Source organism: Ruegeria sp. BG8, from assembly GCF_056538325.1.
Map to the genome: position 1 here is coordinate 17743 of NZ_JBQFSZ010000009.1, position 21802 is coordinate 39544.

Annotated in this window: 28 protein-coding genes; 13 read left to right on the forward strand and 15 right to left on the reverse strand. The window is 56.6% G+C overall.

Features of this window, described 5'->3' with window-relative positions; translation table 11 throughout:
* Positions 1-85 precede the first annotated feature (85 nt).
* Positions 86-550, forward strand: a complete 465-nt coding sequence (locus tag ACR0DG_RS16260; RefSeq protein ID WP_480698543.1) for a hypothetical protein — start codon at positions 86-88, stop codon at positions 548-550.
* Here the strand turns inward: ACR0DG_RS16260 and ACR0DG_RS16265 are convergent.
* Positions 547-1311 (reverse strand): sulfite exporter TauE/SafE family protein, encoded by a 765-nt coding sequence (locus tag ACR0DG_RS16265; protein WP_480698545.1) that lies wholly within the window; start codon positions 1309-1311, stop codon positions 547-549. The genes ACR0DG_RS16260 and ACR0DG_RS16265 overlap by 4 nt on opposite strands.
* A gap of 144 nt (positions 1312-1455) precedes the next feature.
* Here ACR0DG_RS16265 and ACR0DG_RS16270 point away from each other — a divergent pair, with 144 nt between their 5' ends.
* From ACR0DG_RS16270 to ACR0DG_RS16280, 3 genes are all read left to right on the forward strand, one after another.
* Positions 1456-3147 (forward strand): acyl-CoA dehydrogenase family protein, encoded by a 1692-nt coding sequence (locus ACR0DG_RS16270; protein ID WP_480698547.1) that lies wholly within the window; start codon positions 1456-1458, stop codon positions 3145-3147.
* Positions 3148-3367: 220 nt separating this feature from the next.
* Positions 3368-3910 carry a hypothetical protein gene (locus tag ACR0DG_RS16275; RefSeq protein ID WP_480698549.1) on the forward strand — a complete coding sequence of 181 codons (543 nt, stop codon included), beginning with the start codon at positions 3368-3370 and terminating at the stop codon, positions 3908-3910.
* A gap of 41 nt (positions 3911-3951) precedes the next feature.
* Positions 3952-4344: an META domain-containing protein gene (locus tag ACR0DG_RS16280; protein ID WP_480698551.1), complete on the forward strand. Its 393-nt coding sequence runs from the start codon at positions 3952-3954 to the stop codon at positions 4342-4344.
* Here ACR0DG_RS16280 and recO read toward each other — a convergent pair.
* The 3 genes from recO to era all read right to left on the reverse strand — a co-directional run bounded on the left by recO (position 4328) and on the right by era (position 6508).
* The gene (gene recO, locus ACR0DG_RS16285; protein ID WP_480698553.1) at positions 4328-5053 is read right to left on the reverse strand and encodes a DNA repair protein RecO; all 726 of its coding nucleotides are present in this window, start codon (positions 5051-5053) and stop codon (positions 4328-4330) included. The two genes, ACR0DG_RS16280 and recO, sit on opposite strands and share 17 nt — an antisense overlap.
* A gap of 161 nt (positions 5054-5214) precedes the next feature.
* On the reverse strand, positions 5215-5544 hold the full coding sequence (locus ACR0DG_RS16290) for a DUF1491 family protein (RefSeq protein ID WP_480698555.1): 330 nt from the start codon (positions 5542-5544) through the stop codon (positions 5215-5217).
* Between the two features lie 55 nt (positions 5545-5599).
* Positions 5600-6508, reverse strand: a complete 909-nt coding sequence (gene era / locus ACR0DG_RS16295) for a GTPase Era (protein ID WP_480698557.1) — start codon at positions 6506-6508, stop codon at positions 5600-5602.
* A gap of 162 nt (positions 6509-6670) precedes the next feature.
* Here era and ACR0DG_RS16300 point away from each other — a divergent pair, with 162 nt between their 5' ends.
* Positions 6671-8047 (forward strand): multicopper oxidase family protein, encoded by a 1377-nt coding sequence (locus tag ACR0DG_RS16300; protein WP_480698559.1) that lies wholly within the window; start codon positions 6671-6673, stop codon positions 8045-8047.
* A 123-nt stretch (positions 8048-8170) separates the two neighbouring features.
* On the opposite strand, the gene rnc is transcribed toward ACR0DG_RS16300, so the two are convergent.
* From rnc to acpS, 3 genes are read right to left on the reverse strand one after another with little or no spacing between them, the layout of a single operon-like run.
* Complete coding sequence (gene rnc, locus ACR0DG_RS16305) at positions 8171-8851, reverse strand: ribonuclease III (RefSeq protein WP_480698561.1); 681 nt, start codon at positions 8849-8851, stop codon at positions 8171-8173.
* Positions 8848-9687, reverse strand: a complete 840-nt coding sequence (gene lepB, locus ACR0DG_RS16310; RefSeq protein ID WP_480698563.1) for a signal peptidase I — start codon at positions 9685-9687, stop codon at positions 8848-8850. Before lepB ends, rnc begins: the two co-directional genes overlap by 4 nt.
* Positions 9688-9744: 57 nt before the next feature.
* Positions 9745-10164 carry a holo-ACP synthase gene (acpS, locus tag ACR0DG_RS16315; RefSeq protein ID WP_480698565.1) on the reverse strand — a complete coding sequence of 140 codons (420 nt, stop codon included), beginning with the start codon at positions 10162-10164 and terminating at the stop codon, positions 9745-9747.
* 118 nt (positions 10165-10282) lie between these two features.
* On the opposite strand from acpS, the gene ACR0DG_RS16320 reads away from it, so the two are divergent.
* Positions 10283-11131 carry a CE1 family esterase gene (locus tag ACR0DG_RS16320; RefSeq protein WP_480698567.1) on the forward strand — a complete coding sequence of 283 codons (849 nt, stop codon included), beginning with the start codon at positions 10283-10285 and terminating at the stop codon, positions 11129-11131.
* Between the two features lie 13 nt (positions 11132-11144).
* Here the strand turns inward: ACR0DG_RS16320 and ACR0DG_RS16325 are convergent, their stop codons facing one another.
* The 5 genes from ACR0DG_RS16325 to folK all read right to left on the reverse strand — a co-directional run bounded on the left by ACR0DG_RS16325 (position 11145) and on the right by folK (position 15772).
* Positions 11145-11888, reverse strand: a complete 744-nt coding sequence (locus ACR0DG_RS16325; protein WP_480698569.1) for a pyridoxine 5'-phosphate synthase — start codon at positions 11886-11888, stop codon at positions 11145-11147.
* Positions 11881-12579 carry a DUF2062 domain-containing protein gene (locus tag ACR0DG_RS16330; protein WP_480698571.1) on the reverse strand — a complete coding sequence of 233 codons (699 nt, stop codon included), beginning with the start codon at positions 12577-12579 and terminating at the stop codon, positions 11881-11883. Before ACR0DG_RS16330 ends, ACR0DG_RS16325 begins: the two co-directional genes overlap by 8 nt.
* Before the next feature lie 16 nt (positions 12580-12595).
* Positions 12596-14728: a RelA/SpoT family protein gene (locus tag ACR0DG_RS16335; RefSeq protein ID WP_480698573.1), complete on the reverse strand. Its 2133-nt coding sequence runs from the start codon at positions 14726-14728 to the stop codon at positions 12596-12598.
* A gap of 26 nt (positions 14729-14754) precedes the next feature.
* Positions 14755-15108: a DNA-directed RNA polymerase subunit omega gene (gene rpoZ / locus ACR0DG_RS16340; protein WP_480698574.1), complete on the reverse strand. Its 354-nt coding sequence runs from the start codon at positions 15106-15108 to the stop codon at positions 14755-14757.
* A gap of 94 nt (positions 15109-15202) precedes the next feature.
* Positions 15203-15772: a 2-amino-4-hydroxy-6-hydroxymethyldihydropteridine diphosphokinase gene (gene folK, locus ACR0DG_RS16345; protein ID WP_480698576.1), complete on the reverse strand. Its 570-nt coding sequence runs from the start codon at positions 15770-15772 to the stop codon at positions 15203-15205.
* Positions 15773-15912: 140 nt separating this feature from the next.
* Between folK and ACR0DG_RS16350 the strand changes: the two genes are divergently transcribed.
* The 7 genes from ACR0DG_RS16350 (at position 15913) to ACR0DG_RS16380 (ending at position 20352) form a co-directional block, all read left to right on the forward strand.
* The gene (locus ACR0DG_RS16350; RefSeq protein ID WP_480698578.1) at positions 15913-16485 is read left to right on the forward strand and encodes a LabA-like NYN domain-containing protein; all 573 of its coding nucleotides are present in this window, start codon (positions 15913-15915) and stop codon (positions 16483-16485) included.
* Between the two features lie 188 nt (positions 16486-16673).
* A complete protein-coding gene (gene ispH, locus ACR0DG_RS16355) occupies positions 16674-17624 on the forward strand; it encodes a 4-hydroxy-3-methylbut-2-enyl diphosphate reductase (protein WP_480698580.1) in 951 nt (316 codons plus the stop codon).
* Positions 17621-18073 carry a DUF3429 domain-containing protein gene (locus ACR0DG_RS16360; RefSeq protein WP_480698582.1) on the forward strand — a complete coding sequence of 151 codons (453 nt, stop codon included), beginning with the start codon at positions 17621-17623 and terminating at the stop codon, positions 18071-18073. Before ispH ends, ACR0DG_RS16360 begins: the two co-directional genes overlap by 4 nt.
* Positions 18070-18657 carry a class I SAM-dependent methyltransferase gene (locus tag ACR0DG_RS16365; protein WP_480698584.1) on the forward strand — a complete coding sequence of 196 codons (588 nt, stop codon included), beginning with the start codon at positions 18070-18072 and terminating at the stop codon, positions 18655-18657. Before ACR0DG_RS16360 ends, ACR0DG_RS16365 begins: the two co-directional genes overlap by 4 nt.
* Positions 18650-19117, forward strand: coding sequence for a ribonuclease HI (gene rnhA, locus ACR0DG_RS16370; RefSeq protein WP_480698586.1), 468 nt, complete (start codon positions 18650-18652; stop codon positions 19115-19117). The genes ACR0DG_RS16365 and rnhA overlap by 8 nt, the downstream gene beginning before the upstream one ends.
* The gene (locus tag ACR0DG_RS16375; protein ID WP_480698588.1) at positions 19114-19737 is read left to right on the forward strand and encodes a trimeric intracellular cation channel family protein; all 624 of its coding nucleotides are present in this window, start codon (positions 19114-19116) and stop codon (positions 19735-19737) included. The genes rnhA and ACR0DG_RS16375 overlap by 4 nt, the downstream gene beginning before the upstream one ends.
* Positions 19738-19755: 18 nt before the next feature.
* The gene (locus tag ACR0DG_RS16380; RefSeq protein WP_480698590.1) at positions 19756-20352 is read left to right on the forward strand and encodes a COG3904 family protein; all 597 of its coding nucleotides are present in this window, start codon (positions 19756-19758) and stop codon (positions 20350-20352) included.
* 35 nt (positions 20353-20387) lie between these two features.
* Here ACR0DG_RS16380 and ACR0DG_RS16385 read toward each other — a convergent pair whose 3' ends face one another.
* The 3 genes from ACR0DG_RS16385 to fmt are packed head-to-tail and all read right to left on the reverse strand — an operon-like array spanning position 20388 to position 21802.
* On the reverse strand, positions 20388-20624 hold the full coding sequence (locus ACR0DG_RS16385; protein ID WP_480698592.1) for a GlsB/YeaQ/YmgE family stress response membrane protein: 237 nt from the start codon (positions 20622-20624) through the stop codon (positions 20388-20390).
* Between the two features lies 1 nt (position 20625).
* Positions 20626-20880 carry a hypothetical protein gene (locus ACR0DG_RS16390; protein WP_480698594.1) on the reverse strand — a complete coding sequence of 85 codons (255 nt, stop codon included), beginning with the start codon at positions 20878-20880 and terminating at the stop codon, positions 20626-20628.
* 16 nt (positions 20881-20896) lie between these two features.
* A complete protein-coding gene (fmt, locus tag ACR0DG_RS16395) occupies positions 20897-21802 on the reverse strand; it encodes a methionyl-tRNA formyltransferase (RefSeq protein WP_480698596.1) in 906 nt (301 codons plus the stop codon).

Sequence of the window (21802 nt, forward strand, 5' to 3'; positions counted from 1 at the left end):
AAGCATCGTGCGCGGTTGGGCTTCTGACACTTTTTATGCCTCATTGGCCTACGTAGTGGCGTCATTCCTCACTTTCGAGATTCTGATGCCGCTTCAAAACGTGTTCTTTCCCGAATACCCAAGCCGGGCCAGCTTGCTGTTTCTGCCGCATGGCGTTCGCGTTCTATCCGCGTGGCTTTTGGGATGGCGCGCGATTTTTGCCCTATTGCCCGGTGTCTTTATTGTGTTTGCCGTCTTGGGTGGCTCGGATGTGTTTCTACCCAGCCGACTTATGGCAATCGCCATTGCAGTAACGACGGTACCAGCCGTGTTCTACGCCCTGAAATGGGCAGGATGGGATCTGTTTCCACGCGCTGACCGACGACCATGTTGGATTTGCATAATGGGCGTGGGCATTATTACGTCATTCCTTGTCTCTGGGCTGACCAATCTGGCCTTTGGCAGCGCGCGTGTCGAATATATAGCCTTTTTGATCGGAGATATTTCCGGCCTGTTCTTCCTGATGCTGGGCCTTTATTTCGCGTTTCGGTTTCTCGAACGCCGGGGCTAGCCAAACAAGCCGCGCCGCAACAGATTACCGCCTGCAATCAAAAGCACCAAAAGCGTGAACTTTCGAAAACGGGCTTGATCAATGCCTGACTGCATCCGCAGCCCAACCCACATCCCGATCATTGCCGGAAAAATCATAAGGGCAGAAAACGGTGCTGTCTTTGTGTTGAGAACTCCGGACCCTGTATGGGCCAGAACCAAGGCAACAGCGCCCAAGCCGTAAATCACCCCCTGGACACGCATCTGAACATCTTTTGGCGTGTTCAAGGCCGTCAGGTAAGAAACAGTTGGCGGCCCCCATATTCCAGACATGCCGCCAACGAACCCGGCGATCGAGCCGATCAACGCCTCAATCTGCATAGACGGATGCTTTAGCGTGAGTTGCAGACCCAACATCTGGATGAGGGCAAACACCGTGACGGGCACACCTATCAACAGCAGGAATGTCTTAGCCGGAACAAGGCTGACCAGCTGTGCGCCTAAAATCAGAAAGACAAAACCAACGATCAGGAACACTCGAAACTGTTTAGCCGCGTCAACCGCAGCGGCCAAGCCTTCGCGTAAAGCTTGGACACCGTTGGTTGCCAACGTTGGCAGGATCAAACCCGCAATAGCGAGTTCAGGCGGCAGAAACATACTCAGCCCCGAGACCATCACCATGGGCATCGCAAACCCAACCATTCCCTTGACCCAACCCGCGGCAAAAGCCACGCCCAGCGCAAGACAAACATCTTGCAGGGAAAGGAACGAAAACACAGTCATGAACACGTCATATCACTCTGGTCGTTCTCTGCACTGCAAAATTGATCAAGAAATTTTAGAACTTTTTTGAGCGATAATACGTATTTTTGTTGCGCTGCACGTGCAGCATGATATGACCAGACGACCCAGAAAAGGACGTGATTCATGGCCCATGACGGACAGGATATGACACAGATGAAAGCATCAGCGGTTTTGCCCGACCTTTTGACGATGACACGCGCCGCCGTGCCCGCCGTCGAGGCCGTGTTTGAACGCGCGCGGGAATCGGTCCGCGATATGGTCACAGCGGATGGCCGGGTTTCCGGTGCTCTGATCGAAGCTCATCAAACCGCCGCGCATGGTTTAGCCTGGTTGGCAACCTACAACCAGTCGCTGCAGCAGATGCAACGCTGGGCCGAAGCGCTGGAATCGGATGGTAAGTTCGGTGAAATGGAACAATTGCTGCACCAAATAGCATTTGGCGAGTACTTGCATCAGGTCGCAGGCGGCATCCCGATGAACCAGGGCGAGGTTATTCGCCTGCAGGACATGGGGCTGGGATGGGACGCATTGTCCGGGTTCCAAAGTGCAGAAGTACAAGCGCTGATGGCCGGCGCCAATTCCCAAGCGGCCCGTACGCGCTTGGTCTCATTGATGGAGGATCAGGCCGGCGCAACCATGTTCGGCGCATCGGGGCTGGACGAAGAGCTGGAAATGATCCGTGACCAGTTCCGCCGTTACGCACAGGAAAAGGTAGAGCCGCACGCGCATGAATGGCACCTGAAAGACGAGTTGATCCCGATCGAAATCATCGAAGAACTCGCGGAAATGGGTGTATTTGGCCTGACGATACCCGAAGAATTCGGTGGCTTTGGCCTGTCCAAAGCCTCCATGTGTGTCGTGTCCGAAGAACTGTCGCGCGGCTATATCGGAGTGGGCTCTTTGGGGACAAGGTCCGAGATCGCCGCCGAACTGATCATCGCAGGCGGCACCGAAGACCAAAAAGCGCAATGGCTGCCCAAAATTGCCAGCGCAGAAATTCTTCCGACGGCCGTCTTTACCGAACCCAACACGGGCTCGGACCTTGGCAGCCTGCGGACGCGCGCAGTCAAGGATGAAAACGGTGATTATCAGGTCACCGGCAACAAAACTTGGATTACCCACGCCGCACGCACCCACGTGATGACCCTGTTGGCCCGTACAAATCCGGACACCACTGACCACCGTGGTCTGTCCATGTTCCTGGCCGAAAAAACGCCCGGAACTGACGACAACCCCTTTCCGACCCCCGGCATGACCGGTGGAGAGATCGAGGTGCTGGGCTACCGCGGCATGAAAGAGTACGAGTTGGGCTTTGATGGCTTCAAAGTCAAAGGCGAGAACCTTCTGGGTGGAGAAGAAGGCAAAGGCTTTAAGCAACTGATGGAGACCTTTGAATCTGCCCGCATCCAGACCGCAGCACGCGCCATCGGCGTGGCGCAAAGTGCGCTGGATATTGCGATGCAATATGCGCAAGACCGCAAACAGTTTGGCAAGTCTCTGATCAATTTCCCACGGGTATCCGGTAAATTGGCAATGATGGCCGTCGAAATCATGATCGCGCGGCAACTGACCTATTTCTCGGCCTGGGAAAAAGATCATGGTCAGCGTTGCGATCTGGAAGCCGGGATGGCGAAACTGCTGGGCGCACGCGTTGCCTGGGCCGCCGCAGACAATGGTCTGCAGATTCACGGCGGTAACGGTTTCGCTTTGGAGTACAAAATCAGCCGCGTCCTGTGCGATGCGCGTATTCTCAATATTTTCGAAGGGGCTGCCGAGATCCAGGCACAAGTCATTGCCCGACGCCTACTGGGCTGACACAAATCGGCACCCCTGTTTCCCCAACTTGAACCGGCGCTCGCGCCGGTTCTTTTTTGCGATGGCCAGATTTCTGTGCAATTCGGGTTCAGTTGCTTTCTGTGTCACAGCTAACGTTTTCTTCACCAGCCATGAATCGCTTGTGCCTAAACTTCCCCCTATCCTCATTAAATGATTACCGATACATCACCCGCGCAGTCTTAACGCGTGAAAGCTTACCATGATCAAACCCCTCATTGCCCTTATCGCCATCACTGTGACGTTCGCGCTAGGTGGCTGTTCCACTCCCCCGCCGACTGCAAGCCAAGCGGAAATTGATGAACTGGCTGTCGCAATCCGCTCATTGGGGCCCAATGTTGACCCTGCCGAGGCACAACAGGCTGCGCAAATTGCCTTCACGCATTCTCAGAACCTGGCCGTAGAATGGAACGTCTCAGATCCGGCAATCATCCACAATGCCAAGGTTATTAACGGGTTCCGCGAAAAAGGCTTGTGCAATGACTGGGCCGAGGCCATGACTGCCCGCCTGCGGCAGGAAAACTTTCAGACACTCGATCTGCACTGGGCCACATCCCCGCCGACCGAGTTCCGGATCATCCACCACTCTGCGCTTATTAGTGCCAAAGGAGACTCTATGTATGATGGGATTATCCTTGACCCCTGGCGGAACAGCGGCGCGTTGGTATGGGCTCCGACGCGTGAAGATACAAGGTACAACTGGCGTCCTCGCGCCGAAGTGCGCGACGCGCTACTGAACAACTGACTGGAACTTTCTCTCTGCACCAAGTCGCATAGGTTTCTGGTATGACTCGGCTTTTCCTGACCCTTCCGTTGCTGGCAGTGTTCCAATGCCAAAAGGACGAAACGGTCGCCGCCTATGGTGCCGCTGATCAGGAATGGTCACTGCAGGAAATCGACGGTCAACACTTTGAAGCCAGCGCCCTCTTGCGTTTCCCGGAAGACGGCAAGATCGCTGGCAACGCACCTTGTAACAGCTACAGCGGTTCTTTGAACGCGCCTTACCCATGGTTCGAGATCGCCGATCTGACGGCAACCCCCGCTGCTTGTGCAGGGTTGGAAGCAGAGGGTTTCTACTTTGCAGCGCTGATGGCGATGACCCAATCCGAAGTATCCGGCGATGTGCTGATCTTGCGCAACGAAGACGGGCACGAAATGGTTTTCAAAGCCGTCGAGTAAACCGCTCGACAAATCGCGACCGCGCTTCAGGTAGCGGGTGATGGCCTAAGGACGGCGCGACCCTGTGCTCCAGAAAATACCCGGTTGTCCGCAATGCATCGGCGATTTCAGAGTCCGGCGCGTGCCCTTCGCCGCGCAAACATGGAGGCAGTGGCAATAGCTTATCCGCCCATTCACCCGCGCCTTGGGCGCTGACGGCCCGACCTGTTTTAGGTGAGACATAAACAAGCCCGACAGTTGCGCCCGTTACCGCACAGGCTGAAAGATCAAGCCCAAACCCCAACTCCTCCAGCAGCGCCAATTCCCAGCGGAGGTACGCCAGCGGCCAGATCTCATCCTGCCCGAGCAGGTCCATCAACTGCTCGGTCTGCTTATAGATCGCCGGATGTGGTTCCCGCTCGGGCAGGCAAAAGGACAGCAACGAAACAACCGCATTCAAGCCTGCCAACGCCAATCGACCCGAAAAGGCGGCCGCTGCCCGCGATCTCAGGGGCTCAACCTGAAACGCTCCGATATGTTCCTCAAGCCGCGCACGCCACAACACGTCCAGTTGCGCACCCGGCTGCAAAATCGGCGCAACTTTGCGGCTGGTCCCACCGCGCACGACACCGGCGTGGCGCCCGTGACCTTCGGTAAAGACCTCGATGATCGCCGCTGTCTCGCCGTGTTTGCGAGTGGTCAAAAGTATGCCGTGATCGCGCCAGTCCAAGTTTGGCTCCGTTGTGCCACTATAGTGGTTTCTAGGAAATCTTATGACTCCCGCACGTTCAAGGTACAAACGGGATGACTTTGCGATGGCAAGTTTGCCCAGGCCGCAATTCCGAAAGGGCAACGACGTTCCGTTGAAAGCCAATGCACATAGGTTCGGAGTTATTCCAACCCTTCCTCATCCAAAAGGTGGCGTCCCTGCCGGTCTTCGACCTCAATCACCCAGAGGTCAGGATCAAAGCTGCGTTGTTTCGAAATAGTGGCGTCCACGTCGGCCTCGGGACCGCTTGAAAGTTCCACCCATTTCCTTTCGCCACTCATCAGATCAAAGCTGCGTTGATAGGCGACCGCCCGACCATCCAGAGTGTTCAGCTTGACCAACACCGCACCAGCCGTGTCATCCCCATGCGCCACAACAAAGGCCGGAATCTCCTGAAACCGCAGCCGAGCTAGATAGGCATGCACCCAAAATTCCGCCGTCAGACGTGTCATTGAACCGCCCTGTCCACTGGGCGTAAGAATTTTCGACGAAAATTCTCGGCCGGCGTCATGCGTTGCCGTCTTTGAAGTCTAGCCCCATTTCCGAATAACGCTCGGATTCCTCAAGCCAGTTGGGGCGAACTTTGACCTGCAGAAACAGGTGAATCTTACGATCGAGGAACTCTTCCAATTCGGCCCGGGCGGCTTGGCTTACAGCCTTAATCGTTTCCCCGCGTTTACCCAGAACAATGCCCTTGTGACCATCTCGCATGACATAGATGACCTGATCAATCTTGGCCGATCCGTCTTTGCGTTCCTCCCAGTTCTCAGTCTCAACCGTCAACTGGTAAGGCAATTCCTGATGCAGCCGCAGGGTCAGTTTCTCTCGCGTCATTTCTGCGGCAATCATCCGCAGAGGTAGATCTGCAATCTGATCTTCTGGATAAAGCCATGGACCTTCGGGCAGCTCGGATGCCAACCATTTTCTCAGGTCGTCAACCCCGTGGCCTTTCTCGGCGGAGATCATGAAAGTCTCAGTAAAGGGGTAACGCGTGTTCAAATCGCTGGTCAGCGCCAGCAGTTTTTCGGAAGGCACCTTGTCAATCTTGTTGATGGCCAGCGCCACCTTGCGACCCTGCCCGATCTCTTCAAGACCTTCCAGAATGCGCTCAACCCCTTCGGTAATACCCCGGTGGGCCTCGACCATAAGAACGACGACATCCGCATCTGCCGCCCCACCCCACGCGGCTGCGACCATAGCGCGGTCCAGGCGTCGACGCGGCTTGAACAGGCCTGGTGTGTCTACAAACACCAACTGCGCGTCACCTTCCATCGCCACACCGCGAATGCGCGCGCGGGTTGTCTGCACCTTGTGCGTCACGATCGAGACCTTAGCCCCGACCATGCGGTTCAGAAGGGTGGATTTGCCTGCGTTGGGCTCTCCGATCAGAGCGATAAATCCGGCGCGTGTGGTCATGTGTCCTGCGATCCTATTTGCAAGTGCGCACCCCTATAGCAGAAACATTGCTTGGGCCAGAGAGATTTGTCGCATTGCCGCCATGCAGCGAGAATGCAAAAGACAAATGACGCGCCCAGCCGAACCGAGCCTGGCCACACCACCATTCACGAAAGACATAGAATGAACCGTCGAGAGTTTATTTTAGGCAGCGCTGCTGCCACCGGAGTACTGGGCGCAGGTGCAGTTGGCCTATCGGCGCGCCCTCAGGAGTTGACCATCCAAGCGGCAAGCTACGCCTTACGCGAACAGATCACCAACGGGATGGTCAGTTTATCACCAAACGCGCCGCCTCCGGTATTGTTTGGCAAACAGGGTGAAGTCATGCGTCTGCCTGTGCGGAACGCTCTGCCTGATTACACAGCTATGCATTGGCACGGGTTGCGTATCCCCAATTCTATGGACGGGGTTCCCTATTTGACGCAGATGCCGATCGGACCAGATGAGGTATTTGACTATGAGTTCACCCCGCCAGATGCAGGCACCTACTGGTATCATCCGCATTGCATGACAATGGATCAGATGGCGCACGGGCTGACAGGGGTACTGGTTGTCGCTGAGGCCGAAGACCCAGGTTTCGACGGTGAGCAGGTGGTCAATCTGCGTGATTTTCGCCTGGATGAGGCCGGGTCTTTTCTGCCCGCTTACACCGCGCGCGGCGCTGCGCGCTCGGGAACCTTCGGCAACGTTCAAACGGCAAACTGGCAGACAGCTGCAACCTATGACCATCCAGCGGGCGCATTGGTTCGGTTGCGTGTTGTCAATACCGACACCACCCGAATCTACAAACTGCACCTTAAGGCTAAGGACGCGAAGATCATCGCCTGGGATGGCCATCCAGTCGCGGTCAGCGTTCCGATGCCCAGCGCCGAGGATCCTTTACTGCTCGGCCCAGGTCAGCGTGTGGATTTTGCGCTGCGCATGCCCGACAGTGAGGGTCAGACCGTCGATGTGATTGCCAAATTCTCCGGTCAGCCCCATCGCGAAATGGTCCAATTGCGAGCAACAGGGAAAAACCAGAGACGTGACTTGCGAGAGTTGCGACCACTAGCCACCAACCCGACGGCCAAACCTGATCTGTCAAATGCCGAGTTACATGAGTTCGTATTCGGCTGGACTCCGGAAGGCGGTGTACCGGACAACGGATTCTGCGGCTCGTTGGGATATAATTTCTGGTCGATAAACCGAACGCCTTGGCCCGGAGATGCAGCCTCTGATCTCGGGTCATTGGCGACGTTGGAGATGGGCAAAAGCTATGTTCTGCGTTTACGCAACGAGTCTCCGAACCTGCACCCAATCCACCTGCACGGTTTGGTGTTTACCCCGCTGCGATCTAATCTGCGCACACTGCCACCTTTGCTGACGGATACGATGTTGCTGCTGAAAGACGAGGTGGTTGAGATTGCACTTGTTGCAGACAATCCGGGTGATTGGGCGTTCCATTGCCACGTGATCGAACACCAAAAAACGGGCTTAACAGGGTTTATTCGCGTCATCTGAGTTTCGGATCAGCTGCGCCGATCCGACCAGAAAGGGGGCCAGCCCCCTCGCCCGGATTTCATCCGGGCACACCCCCGGGATATTTCTGGCCAGATGAAGTCGGATCCGACTTAAATCCGCTGGTTATTTCGTAAGGTCGTCCAGCAACGCCTTAGCCGCCGCTTGTTCGGCTTGACGCTTAGATCCAGCGGTTGCTTGCGCCTCTTTTCCGTTTTGCAGGCGCGCTGCGATGGTGAAAACCGGTGCATGGTCTGGCCCGCTGCGCTTTACCTCAATGTAAGCTGGCGGTTTTTGCCCTCGGGCCTGCGCCCATTCCTGCAAAGACGTTTTTGCGTCGCGCGCATCTGCTTCGACCTTGTGAATGCGCTCTCCCCATAAGGCGAGGATCACATCGCGGGCGGCCTCGAAGCCTGCATCGCGGTAGATTGCGGCAATGACAGCCTCCATTGCGTCACCCAGCAAGGCTTGCTTGCGGCGACCACCAGACAGCATTTCTGAGCGCCCCAGTTTTAATACAGCGCCCAGATCGACCTGTCGGGCCACATCAGCACAGGCCTCTTTTCGGACGAGAGCGTTGAAGCGGGGCGCAAGCTGGCCCTCGGTTGCCTTTTTGTCGGCTTCCAGCAAGGCGGTTGCCATAACAAGACCCAGAACGCGGTCACCCAGAAATTCGAGGCGCTGATTGTCTGGTCGTGTCGGGGACGAAACCGACCCATGCGTCAGAGCGCGCAACAGCAATTCGGGGTTCTCAAACTCGTACCCCAAACGGTTTTGAAACGCTTTTATCTCGGCTGATAGCTTCAATTGACCGCCTTGAAAAAGCGATCACTGCGCCATGTCCAGAAGAACAGCATTGACCGGCCCGCAGACGAGAACATGATGCGATCTGCACGCCCGATCAGGTTCTCATAAGGCACATATCCCACACCACCCGCAGATTGCGGCAGACGGCTGTCGCTGGAGTTGTCGCGGTTATCGCCCATAAAGAAGTAATGCCCTTCAGGTACAGTATAGATACCCGTGTTATCCGAAGCCTGATTTCCGATATTGAGCACATCATAGGATACGCCATTTGGGAGCGTTTCGATCACGCGCGATTTCTCGCAAATGGCACCAAACCCGACCGGTCCGTTTTCACAGCGTGGGCGCAAACCCTGCGGCCCCTGTGGCGCCGCGGTTTCGGTAAATACGCCGTCCGGTTGCTGAGGGATGGGCTCGCCGTTCAAAATGATCTGACCAGCCCGGATTTGAATGCGATCGCCCGGCAAACCGATCAAACGTTTGATAAAATCGCGTTCTGTGACTGGGTGGCGGAAAACGATGACGTCCCCGCGTTCAGGCTCACCGCCCCAAAGACGTGAGTTGTCACCACCCGGAAGCCAACCGCAAACATCCTTGGCGTCGATATTCAGACCAACACTGGGAATGATCACACTGGGGCAAGAGGCGTAGGAATAGCCATAGGCCATTTTGTTGACGAACAGAAAGTCACCGATCAACAGGGTTTGTTTCATCGATCCCGACGGAATCCAAAACGGCTGAAAGAACAGCGTGCGGAACACACCCGCGATCAACAACGCATAAACAATGGTCTTGATCGTCTCCCACACGGGATTTCCGGTTTTGACGTCCTCGGCCATACTGCTCTCCGGTCTTTGGTTTGTTGGGGTGCTACATGCGGGGCCTAAGGTGGCAAGTCAAGGCTGTGCCGTACCATCGTGAAGCGGGCGCGCCTCGATCACCACGAAGGCCTGCGCCCAGGGGTGATCGTCAGTCAGCGTGACATGGATGACCGCTTCGTGCCCGGCTGGTGTCATTTCCCTGAGGCGTTCGGCAGCCCACCCGGTTACGTGCATGATCGGCTGACCCGTTTTCAAGTTGGTCACCGACATATCCTTCCACGCGATCCCCATGCGCAAACCGGTGCCCAGCGCCTTGGAACACGCCTCTTTCGCGGCCCAGCGCTTGGCATAGGTACCTGCGGTGTCGGCTCGCCGTTCGGCCTTGCGCTGTTCGATATCCGTGAAAACACGATTCCGAAACCGGTCGCCAAACCGGTCGAGCGTACCTTGAATTCGTTCTATATTTGCGAGGTCTGTGCCGATGCCGAGGATCATCTGTCTCTCAATTCTGCGATGGCGACAATCAACGTTAATTTACCTCGCTTGGCAAGCGGATGGTGGCTTGGTGGACCCTTGTGGTATGAAAGCTAAAGTAGCATCAAGGGCGAGCGGAATGAACAACACGATTTTATCGGTAGCAACCTTGCTTGGTTTGACACTTGGTGCGGCTGCCCTCGCGCAAGAGCAACCATGTGGAACCAAGGACAACCCCTGTACCGTTGGTGAGCTTAGCTATCGGGTTGTTTTACCGGAGGACCCTGTCGATGCTCCCAGTGTCATCTACCTGCACGGATATGCTGCGACGGCAGATTCCGCTGTTAACCTGCCCAACCTGACGCCTGCTTTCACAGAACGCGGGATCGCCGTTATCGCACCAAATGGACAAGTCGACGTGGGGAACCCAAAGGCGTTGGACTGGGGCGTGCATGACGGGCACCGCTGGCCCAGAGATGATCTGGAAGCGCTTGACGAGATCAAGGCAGATGCCGTGGCGCGCTTTGGTTTGAACGGGGACCAGGTGCTGCTTGCAGGTTATTCGCGCGGGGGGTCGATGGTGTGGGACAAAGCCTGCTACAACCATGATTTTGCATTCGCTTACGCTTCTGCCTCTGGTGCTTTTTGGGAGCCATTTTGGAGGCGCTGCAGCGGCCCAGTACACATGCATCATTCTCATGGTTTTGCCGATCGAACGGTCCCGTTGGAAGGCAGGTTCGTCGTGTTCGGTGGCTACGAGTTCGAACAGGGAAGTGTCATGAAGTCGGTCGAACTGCTGACCCGGACAAATGGATGTGGTCAAATGGCGGACAAGGTAACTATCGAGACGTCATCCTGGATAAAACACTGGGGTAAGTGTCAGTCAGGATCTGTCACCTTGGCTCTTGGTCCCTACGGTCACGGCAGACAAAAAGATTGGGCAGATCAGGTGGCCACCTGGTTTGTTAAATTGACGGCCACCCGCTAAAATCAAGGTACCTTTACCGCGCCTCATCCATCAGGCGGCGCATCTCGGCTATGGCTGGGGTCAGACCCAGGAATATGGCCTCGCCAATCAGGAAGTGCCCGATATTCAACTCTCGGACTTCAGGGAAAGCTGCGACGGGCTGGACGGTATCGTAAGTCAGGCCGTGGCCTGCGTGAACCTCAAGACCTAGCGAATGGGCAAAAGTGGACATTTCACGCAGCGCCTCAAGCTCGCGATTGGCATGATCCATGTCCCCTTCGGCGAAGGCATCGCAGTAGGCCCCTGTGTGCAATTCGATAACCTCGGCGCCGATGCGATGTGCGGCCTCGATCTGGCGGCGGTCGGCAGCTATGAAGATGGACACCCGGCATCCCGCATCGCGTAAAGGCGCAATGAAATGGGCCAGCTTGTTTTCCTCGCGCGCGACCTCCAGCCCGCCTTCGGTGGTACGCTCTTCGCGTTTTTCGGGGACGATGCAAACGGCGTGGGGCTTATGCCGCAAGGCGATTTTCTGCATCTCGGGTGTTGCGGCCATCTCGAAGTTCAGGGGAACGGACAGGACCTCCATCAGACCGTGGATATCGGCATCTGAAATATGACGGCGGTCCTCGCGCAGATGGGCTGTGATACCATCGGCACCAGCCTCTTCCGCCAGTTTTGCGGCGCGCAGTGGGTCTGGGTAAGCACCACCGCGGGCATTCCGTACGGTGGCCACGTGGTCAATATTTACGCCCAATCGCAAAGGGTTCTCAGACATCAGTTGATTCCTTTCCCGAATTCTGGCCCGAGACTAGTGGTTTTGTGAGGGGAACGTCAGCCTCGCTTTCGGCCAAACGTTTGATTTCCTCAAATTTCGCTTTGATCTTGGCACGCCGACGCTGCTGATAGGTGCGGATCAAAGGTAAGCTGAGATAGTGGCAAATAGCCCCGGCCAACAAGCCGGGAAGTATGCCACCAATCAAATAAGGAAAGAAAACCTCGTCATAGAAAATCCGCAAACCGTACCAGTCGGCAACCCGGTCCGTGAACATGGCCAGAAAATTGTCTTTCAGATCGCCCAGAGCATCAGCGAATTTACCCATCAGACCATGGGTATCACCTTCGCGAAACTCGGTACCCAGCAGAAAATGACCGGTTTGCAGACAGATAACCCCGATGGGAACGTAGGTCAGTGGGTTCCCAAAGAAGGTCCCGCTCAGGGCTGCAAGGATATTGCCGTTGATCATGCGCGCCAGAAAGGCGGCTATGAAAAAGTGGAACCCGTAAAACGGCGTGAACGCTGCAAATACGCCGGCACCAATTCCCCGCGCGATCCGCTCAGGCGAGTCCGGTAGTCGGCGGACACGGTGTTTGACGTAGTGAAAAGCCCGGGTCCATCCACCCCGCGGATAGACGAATTCTGATGCGATCTGGACAGGCGAGCGTCGATCTCGGCGCTTGAAAACCACTCCTGATCACCCCTTCTCAACCAGCCGCCACGGCGGTCTTGGTCCTGTCTCTGAACCGTTCGACCGCTGCGACGTCGCTTTCCGCTTCGAGCATCAGCATCAGTGAGTGAAGCTGTTCGAGGTCGCGCAGTTCGACATTGATCAGCAATCGGTAAAAATCCGGTTTGCGGTCGACGAATTCGAGGTTCGAGATATTGGCCTTTTTCTCACCGATCAACGTGCAGATGCGTCCCAATACACCGGCATCATTCCCGATCGTCACATCGATCGTTGCGCCGTAAACGGCGGGGTGCGTCCCCGAATGCCAGTGCAGGTCGACCCACCGATCGGGCTCTCCTTCGAACTCGGACAGTCGGTCACAGTCGATGGCATGCACAACAACGCCTTTGCCGCGATACGTAATGCCAACGATCCGTTCGCCCGGCAAAGGCTGACAGCAAGGCGCGCGGTCAAACTTCTGGCCGGGCTCAAGGCCGATCACCGCGCGGCGCAGCGGAATGGCATCGCCCTCATCCTGCGTCAGTTCAGGATAAACAGCGCTGACCACATCATGAGCCGTCAACTCGGCACTACCCAACCGCGCAAGCAGTTCGTGGCGATCTTTGAGGCGCAAGTGTTTCGCAGCCGTATCCAACGCTTTTTCGGTTGCCTTGCGGCCCACATGTTCAAATCCAGATCGCGCCAGTTCCTTGCCGAGTTTGATGAACCGTTCCCGGTCTACTTCGCGCAGCGCACGACGAATGGCTGTGCGCGCCTTACCGGTGACCGCGATTTCAAGCCATGTGACCTGCGGTGTCTGGCCATCCGCAGTGATGACATCAACGGATTGCCCGTTCTTGATCCGCGTCCAAAGCGGAACCCGGATACCGTCCACTTTGGCGCCGACACAAGCGTGCCCGATACGCGTGTGGATTGCGTAGGCAAAATCAATCGGGGTCGCACCGCGCGGTAGCTTGACCACATCACCCTTTGGTGTGAAGCAAAACACCTGGTCCGAATACATCTCAAGCTTGACCGCCTCGAGGAAGTCTTCGTGGTCATCTTCGCTGTCGAATTGTTCGGTCAGGTTGGAAATCCACTTGGCCGGATCAACGGCAAACGGGTTCTCAGATCGCACCCCATCGCGATAGGACCAGTGCGCCGCCACACCGGTTTCGGCCACGTCGTGCATCTGTCGCGTGCGGATCTGCACTTCGACCCGTTTGCCGTCGCGGCCAGACACAGTTGTATGGATCGAACGGTATCCGTTGGATTTTGGCTGACTGATGTAATCTTTGAACCGGCCCGGAACCGCGCGCCAGCGTTGGTGGATCGCGCCCAGCGTCCGGTAACAGTCTTCTTCGGTCTGAGTTATGATGCGAAAACCATAGATGTCGGACAGACGGGAAAAGCCCTGATCCTTCTCCTGCATCTTGCGCCAGATTGAATAGGGTTTCTTGGCGCGGCCGAATACCTCGGCCTCAATGCCAGCCTTTTCCAGTTCATGCCGCATATCGCCAGTGATCCGATGGATCACATCCCCGGTTTCACGTTGCAGCGTGATAAAACGGCGGATGATCGACTGGCGGCCTTCGGGATTCAGAACGCGAAAGGCAAGGTCTTCCAATTCCTCGCGCATCCATTGCATCCCCATACGACCCGCAAGCGGCGCGTAGATATCCATCGTCTCGCGCGCCTTGACGACCTGCTTTTCCGGACGCATCGCCTTGATGGTACGCATATTGTGCAAACGGTCGGCCAGCTTGACCAGAATAACCCGAAGGTCTTTGGACATCGCCATGAACAGCTTGCGGAAATTCTCAGCTTGCTTGGTTTCACGACTGGACAGCTGAAGGTTGGTCAGCTTGGTGACGCCATCGACCAGCTTGGCAACTTCATCCCCGAACAACTCGGACACCTTGCCGTAGTTGGCCTTGGTGTCCTCGATCGTGTCATGCAACAGGGCGGTAATGATCGTAGCGTCATCCAGACGCTGTTCGGTCAGAATGGCGGCAACGGCAACAGGGTGGGTAAAATAGGGTTCGCCCGAGTGGCGAAACTGGCCTTCATGCATCTGCTGCCCGAATTCATATGCCCGGGCGATGCGGTCGGCATTTGTCTTGGGGTTGTAGTTGCGGACCAGCGCAATCAGATCGTCAGCAGAAATCATCCGGTCCGCACCTTCGTTCGAGGGGTTTACCCCTGGCCTTGAGCCTCCATCAGAGCGCGCAGCAGCTTTTCTTCGGACATATCGTCATCTGCAGGCTTGTCCGATTCCGCACCCATCAACAGTGCCATCTGATCTTCTTCTGGCTCGTCGACCTCAATCTGGGTCTGGTTGGCTTCGATCAGACGCTCGCGCAGCTCGTCGGCGCTTTGTGTTTCGTCGGCGATCTCACGCAGAGACACGACCGGATTTTTGTCGTTGTCACGATCGACGGTGATCTGGCCTCCGGCGGAAATCTCGCGCGCACGATGGGCGGCAAGCATTACCAATTCGAACCGGTTTGGAACCTTGTCTACGCAATCTTCAACCGTCACGCGGGCCATGGGGCGCTCTCCGTTACTGAATCCATGTCAGGAAGAGGTTTATCTAAGGGCGAATCCCCGCCTTGACAAGCAGGAAATGCTGCAATCGCACCAATCACAAAGGGGTGACGGCCGCGATATCTTCGGCTGGCAGGTCCATCAGCATTTCGCGAACGGTTCGACCCAATACCGGGTGCCGCCATTCAGGAGCAACATCTGCCATCGGGACCAGCACAAATGCACGATCCTGCAGCCGGGGATGAGGCAGGATCAATTGCTCGGGCGCCAACTGCCTTTGCTCGTCTGCAGACAATGAAAGCCAGCGGTCATATTCCGCCTGATCGGGTAATATCTGATCGCCAAAACAGACCAGATCCAGGTCCAAAGTACGCATCCCCCAACGTTGCACCCTTTCGCGCCCGAACTCGTGCTCGACCTGATGCAACAAGTTCAGCAACTCCAAAGGTTCCAGGTCGGTCTGGATACTAGCCGCAGCATTGACGTAATCCGGACCCGCCCCAGCAGGGAAACAAGGGGTTTCAAAAAAGCGGCTGACGGCGCGAATCATCACACCCTGACGCGAAATTGCGTCAATTGCCTTTTCAAGTGTCACCTTGGGCCCCCAACCACTCAAATTGAGATTCGCCCCCAGTGCGATCACTACTTCTGACGTAAATTTGCGCATTCTACTCCCTATATTCGGTGAATTGCATACTTGCGATACACATTAAATGCCCTAATTATAGGCTGATCAGCGCGTCGCCAATTTCCTGGACTCACTCACGTAACACCCGGCGCTCTGGTTGATACCGGAAGGACCTATTTATGTTTTATAAAGACGAACGGCTAGCGCTGTTCATCGACGGCTCGAATCTTTACGCAGCCGCAAAAGCACTGGGATTTGACATCGACTACAAACTGCTGCGCCAGGAATTCATGCGCCGCGGTAAAATGCTTCGTGCTTTCTACTACACAGCGCTATTGGAAAACGACGAGTATTCGCCGATCAGACCCTTGGTAGACTGGCTGCATTACAACGGCTTCACCATGGTCACCAAACCGGCCAAGGAATACACCGACAGCATGGGGCGTCGGAAAGTCAAAGGAAATATGGATATCGAACTGACCGTCGATGCCATGGAACTGGCACCGCGCGTGGATCATATCGTGCTGTTTTCGGGCGATGGGGATTTCCGCCCTCTGATTGCCAGCCTGCAGCGTCAGGGTGTTCGCGTCTCGGTGGTCTCTACCATCCGCAGCCAGCCGCCGATGATTTCGGACGAGCTGCGCCGTCAGGCCGACAACTTCATCGAGCTTGAGGACCTGCGCGACGTGATCGGCCGCCCTCCGCGTGATGTACCCATGGAGCCGCGCAGCGTTGCGGCTGGTGGGCAATAAATTCCGGCCACTCAAAACCGCAAGGAAATCGGCGCGGTCAGGATAAACACCCTGACCGCGCTTCTTTAACTAGGAACAGGTGCTCAAACATCTGTTTGCTAGCACTGATTCATGTCAGTTCAGTGACGCAGTCCTGTCTGGACCAAGGCCAGGAAAAGACTTACCTGTGGCCTTAAGGAGAACGCGACATGAATAAGCCACCCCTGACCCTGTATCTTGCCGCCCCGCGCGGGTTTTGTGCCGGCGTGGATCGCGCGATCAAGATCGTCGAGATGGCGCTGCAGAAATGGGGCGCACCGGTATATGTGCGCCACGAGATCGTGCACAACAAGTTTGTCGTCGACGGGCTGCGGGAAAAAGGTGCTGTCTTCGTCGAAGAGTTGACGGAATGCCCAGACGACCGTCCGGTCATCTTCTCGGCGCATGGGGTCCCAAAATCCGTGCCCGCCACGGCAGAGCAGCGCCAGATGATCTACGTGGACGCGACTTGCCCCCTTGTGTCCAAAGTGCATGTCGAGGCGCAACGCCACGCGGATGCAGGCCTGCAGATGATCATGATTGGTCACAAAGGCCACCCCGAGACTGTGGGCACGATGGGTCAATTGCCCGAAGGTGAGGTCCTACTGGTTGAGACCGTCGAAGACGTTGCCAATGTGCGGGTGCGCAACCCTGACAAGCTGGCTTTCGTGACCCAGACGACCTTGTCGGTCGATGACACCAAGGACATCATCGCAGCGCTTGAGGCACGGTTTCCTGCGATCGTTGGGCCGCACAAAGAAGACATCTGCTATGCGACCACCAACAGGCAAGAGGCCGTCAAAGCCGTTGCGCCCAAAGCCGACGCGCTTTTGGTGGTGGGCGCGCCGAACTCGTCAAACTCGCGCCGACTGGTCGAGGTTGCCGCGCGCGCAGGGTGCAACTACGCGCAGCTTGTACAGCGCGCGACCGAGATCGATTGGCGTGCTTTAAAAGGCATTTCGTCTGTCGCGATTACGGCAGGTGCATCTGCCCCCGAGGTATTGGTTAACGAGGTCATCGAGGCCTTTCGCGACCATTACGACGTCACCGTTGAACTGGTCGAGACAGCCGTCGAACACGTCGAATTCAAAGTTCCACGTGTCTTGCGGGAACCAGTATGAACGGTATTCCAAAGGCCCCGCTATTTCTGGGCTTGGCCGGACTGATCCCATTCATTTGGGGGGCGCTGACCTATCTGAACGGCGACTTGAACGATTGGGGCCGTGAGGCTTTGGGGTCTCGCTTCGTAGGGCCCTACATTCAACTGTTCTATGGCTCTGTAATCCTGAGTTTCATGTCAGGCGTGCTGTGGGGGTTTGCCACCAAAACATCGGGGGCAAGGGCCGCAACCTGCTACACGCTGTCCGTGCTGCCAGCCCTTTGGGCGTTCTTTCAAACGGGCGGCGGGCCTGTGGCGGCTGGCACGAACCTCATGTGGGGGTTTGCCGGGTTGCTTTTGTTGGATGCCGTGTTCTCTTATTGGCGACTGACACCGGTTTGGTGGATGCGTCTGCGTATGCTTTTGACCGCTGTTGTTTTGGCCTGTCTTGCCGTCGGAGTGTTTTTGTGAGCGATCAAAGAACGATCAACGCCTATACCACACGAGTCGCCGAATACCTGAGCGTCCCTCTGCCCGCCGAACAGATCGAAGCCCGCATGGCCTTTGCCGAAGCCGTTGGGGTCGGCGGGTATGTGCTGGACCTTGGCGCGGGGCCCGGGGCAGACAGCAGCTTTTTCCTGCGTCAGGGGCTTAATGTCCGTGCTCTGGACGCCACGCCAGCTTTCGTCGAACATGCCCGTGAAAACGGCGTGGATGCGCATCTGGGCACCTTTGATGACCTGACCGAAGTCGACGAATACGACGGCGTATACGCAAGCTTCTCCTTGTTGCACGCCCCGCGCGAGAAATTCCCTGTTCATTTGGCCGCCATACACAAAGCGCTGAAACCAAAAGGGATCCTGTTTCTTGGGCTTAAGCTTGGCACGGGTGAACACCGTGACGATCTGGACCGCTATTATACCTATTTTTCCCAGACCGAGATCGAAGAGGCGCTGTCGCTGACAGGCTTCACCATCGACCAGATCACGACCGGAATGGGCACAGGTTTGGCCGGGTCCTATGACGGGTTTATTCTGGTACTCGCGCATGCCTGAACTCTTTGCATATACCGACGGTGCGTGCTCCGGCAATCCCGGTCCCGGCGGCTGGGGTGTCCTGCTGCGCGCCATGGACGGGGACACCGTTCTGAAAGAGCGTGAGTTAAACGGTGGAGAGGCCGAAACAACCAACAACCGGATGGAGCTTTTGGCTGCCATAAGTGCCCTTGAGACACTGGACCGCGCCTCGAAAATCACCGTGGTTACAGACAGCGCCTATGTAAAAAACGGCGTCACAGGCTGGATCTTTGGGTGGAAACGGAACGGTTGGAAAACCTCGAACAAGAAGCCCGTCAAGAATGTCGATCTGTGGCAGCGGCTGGATGAGGCGCAGACCCGCCATGATGTCACATGGGAATGGGTCAAGGGTCACGCGGGCCATCCGGAAAACGAGAAAGCCGATGAACTGGCCCGTGCCGGCATGGCGCCCTTCAAGCCCAAAAAGGCTCAGGCGTGAGCTGGCTTGCCCTGCTTGATTACGCTTCGGTTCTGGTCTTTGCGCTGACAGGTGCACTTGTGGCCAGCCGAGCGCAGCTTGATCTTGTCGGATTTGCATTTATCGCCTGTCTGACCGCTGTAGGTGGTGGAACCGTTCGCGACTTGCTGTTGGATCGGCACCCTGTTTTCTGGGTTGGGCAGCCTGACTACATCCTTATTGCGACGGGCGCAGCGGTGCTGGTGTTCTTTACCGCGCATCTCGTGGAAAGCCGCTACAATTGGCTGATCTGGCTGGACAGTTTCGCTTTGTCTATCGCTGTGGCTGCGGGATCGGCCGCGGCTTTGTCATTGAACCAATCCGGGATCGTTGTTGTTTTGATGGGTATTGCCACCGGATGTCTGGGTGGACTGATGCGCGATGTTGTTTGCAACGAAGTTCCTTTGGTCCTCAAACAAGGCGAACTCTATGTCTCATGCGCGTTTGCAGGGGCAATCACGGCGGTGATGGCCAATCGGGCCGGTTTTGATGACCTGGCCGTGCTAGGAGCATGCGCTTTGATTTGTTGGGTGTTACGGGCAGGCTCGTTGCTGTTTGGCCTCAGGCTGCCCGTCTATAAAAGCCGCCCGCCACGCCGTTAGAAAAGGGGCCATGTTCGCATGAAATGGAAGTTTTACGCCGCAGGCTTTGCACTGCTGACCGCCTGCGCCCCGCAATACACCCCTGTCAGCTTTGTGTCCCAAGGCGACAGGATCATTGCGACAGGCGCAATCGACCACACAACTCTGGACGCATTTCTACAAGCGTCGGCGCAAAATCCTGATGCCAAAACCCTGGTTCTGCAGCATATCGAGGGCTCGGTTGACGACGAAGCGAATGTCATCTTTTCACGGGTCGTCCGGGAGCGGGGGTTCAACACGCTTGTACCCTCGGATGGACTGGTTGCCTCGGGCGGTACCGATCTGTTTCTGGCTGGACGTCAGCGTACGCTTGAACCGGGGGCCTGCGTCGGCGTTCACAGTTGGGGCGGCTTCAACATCGAAGGCAGCGAGCTGCCTAAGGACGATCCGGAGCATGACCGCTATCTGGATTACTACAATGACATCGGCGTAGATGAGGATTTCTACTGGTTTACGCTTGAAGCAGCACCAGCCGACGGCATGCACTGGTTGAACACCACCGAAGCTGCGATTTACGGGATGACAACGGGCCAAACACCACAGCTTGGGTCAGCGGAAACATGTGACGCACGCTAGCCAGACCAAGGCTTAGCCAACAGGAAAACGACGAACTAACGACGCAGATACGTTTTCCAAACCCAGATCACCAGCAAGGCGCCAAGAACGGCGCCGACAAAGCCAGACAGCCAGCCGGATACGGCAATCAGCGCGCGCAACAGGAACCCGCCCACCAAAGCGCCGACAATCCCGATGAGCATCGTGGTTGGGATATCCGCCTCAATCCGCATCAAGCGGGTGGCCAGAAATCCCGCTGCTGCTCCGATGACAATGAGGGCAATAACCGGCACGCTATTTTCTCCAATGGGTTGGAACGATGATAAGCGCTCCGATCGAAGAGACAATGGCGTTCAACCCCGGCGACCCGAAGGCAAAGCCAAATCCGAACATCCTGCGCAACATGATCTGTGCGAAATAGAAAAGAAACGCGCCGCCGATACAGATAATGATGGATTGAAGATATCCATTGCGCGTGAAACCCGACTTTTCGGACAGCGATCCAACGGCCGCCGCGATCAGCACTGTCCCGATTAACGTCAAATACACCTGGATCGTCCCTTTGTTATAGTTGACTGCCTTTGGTCACGTTCCAACCGCGCAGAAATGTCTCTGCATCCTGTGCGCCCTTGCCCGCCCTTTGAAGGCGCAGCAGTTCAACGGCCCCATCTCCACATGCAACCCGCAAAGAATCGTTGAGAACCTCACCGGGGGCGCCGTGCCCATCCACAAGCCGAGAGGCCAGCAACTTAACCCGTTCGCCCTGAATCTCGGTCCATGCGCCGGGAAAGGGTGAAAGCCCACGGATCAGGCGGTCAATTTCAATGGCTGGCCTCGCCCAATCGACCCGCGCCTCGGATTTGTCGATTTTGGATGCGTAGGTCACTCCGTCCTCTGGCTGAGGTTCTGGAGTGAGTTCCGGCAAACATGTCAGGGCGTGCACGATCAGGTCGGCCCCCAACTCAGACAGCCGGTCATGCAATTGCCCTGTCGTCTCTTCGGCCCCAATGTCGGTCGCTGCGCGCAACAGGACGGGGCCCGTGTCCAAACCGGCCTCCATCTGCATGATACAGATGCCCGTCTGCGCGTCGCCCGCCATGATCGCACGATGAATCGGCGCGGCACCGCGCCAGCGGGGCAGAAGGCTTGCGTGGATATTCAAGCATCCGTGCCGCGGCGCATCCAGAATTGGTTGCGGCAACAACAAGCCATAGGCCACGACAACTGCCACATCCGCGTTCAGTTCGGCAAAACTGGCCTGTTCTTCCGCAGACTTCAGGGAAACCGGATGGCGAACAGTCAGGCCCAGCGCGGTCGCGCGCGCATGCACCGGCGTTGGACGATCTTTCTTGCCGCGACCCGCCGGACGTGGCGGCTGGCAGTAAACAGCCGCTATTTCATGCCCTGCCGCGACCAGCGCATCCAGAACCGGAACAGAGAAATCCGGCGTTCCCATGAAAACAACGCGCAT

Coding starts and splice junctions, on each gene's coding strand:
- ACR0DG_RS16260 (WP_480698543.1), top strand. CDS start 86: ATGCCGCTTCAAAACGTGTTCTTTCCCGAATACCCAAGCCGGGCCAGC.
- ACR0DG_RS16265 (WP_480698545.1), bottom strand. CDS start 1,311: ATGACTGTGTTTTCGTTCCTTTCCCTGCAAGATGTTTGTCTTGCGCTG.
- ACR0DG_RS16270 (WP_480698547.1), top strand. CDS start 1,456: ATGGCCCATGACGGACAGGATATGACACAGATGAAAGCATCAGCGGTT.
- ACR0DG_RS16275 (WP_480698549.1), top strand. CDS start 3,368: ATGATCAAACCCCTCATTGCCCTTATCGCCATCACTGTGACGTTCGCG.
- ACR0DG_RS16280 (WP_480698551.1), top strand. CDS start 3,952: ATGACTCGGCTTTTCCTGACCCTTCCGTTGCTGGCAGTGTTCCAATGC.
- ACR0DG_RS16290 (WP_480698555.1), bottom strand. CDS start 5,544: ATGACACGTCTGACGGCGGAATTTTGGGTGCATGCCTATCTAGCTCGG.
- era (WP_480698557.1), bottom strand. CDS start 6,508: ATGACCACACGCGCCGGATTTATCGCTCTGATCGGAGAGCCCAACGCA.
- ACR0DG_RS16300 (WP_480698559.1), top strand. CDS start 6,671: ATGAACCGTCGAGAGTTTATTTTAGGCAGCGCTGCTGCCACCGGAGTA.
- lepB (WP_480698563.1), bottom strand. CDS start 9,687: ATGGCCGAGGACGTCAAAACCGGAAATCCCGTGTGGGAGACGATCAAG.
- acpS (WP_480698565.1), bottom strand. CDS start 10,164: ATGATCCTCGGCATCGGCACAGACCTCGCAAATATAGAACGAATTCAA.
- ACR0DG_RS16320 (WP_480698567.1), top strand. CDS start 10,283: ATGAACAACACGATTTTATCGGTAGCAACCTTGCTTGGTTTGACACTT.
- ACR0DG_RS16325 (WP_480698569.1), bottom strand. CDS start 11,888: ATGTCTGAGAACCCTTTGCGATTGGGCGTAAATATTGACCACGTGGCC.
- ACR0DG_RS16335 (WP_480698573.1), bottom strand. CDS start 14,728: ATGATTTCTGCTGACGATCTGATTGCGCTGGTCCGCAACTACAACCCC.
- rpoZ (WP_480698574.1), bottom strand. CDS start 15,108: ATGGCCCGCGTGACGGTTGAAGATTGCGTAGACAAGGTTCCAAACCGG.
- folK (WP_480698576.1), bottom strand. CDS start 15,772: ATGCGCAAATTTACGTCAGAAGTAGTGATCGCACTGGGGGCGAATCTC.
- ACR0DG_RS16350 (WP_480698578.1), top strand. CDS start 15,913: ATGTTTTATAAAGACGAACGGCTAGCGCTGTTCATCGACGGCTCGAAT.
- ispH (WP_480698580.1), top strand. CDS start 16,674: ATGAATAAGCCACCCCTGACCCTGTATCTTGCCGCCCCGCGCGGGTTT.
- ACR0DG_RS16360 (WP_480698582.1), top strand. CDS start 17,621: ATGAACGGTATTCCAAAGGCCCCGCTATTTCTGGGCTTGGCCGGACTG.
- rnhA (WP_480698586.1), top strand. CDS start 18,650: ATGCCTGAACTCTTTGCATATACCGACGGTGCGTGCTCCGGCAATCCC.
- ACR0DG_RS16380 (WP_480698590.1), top strand. CDS start 19,756: ATGAAATGGAAGTTTTACGCCGCAGGCTTTGCACTGCTGACCGCCTGC.
- fmt (WP_480698596.1), bottom strand. CDS start 21,802: ATGCGCGTTGTTTTCATGGGAACGCCGGATTTCTCTGTTCCGGTTCTG.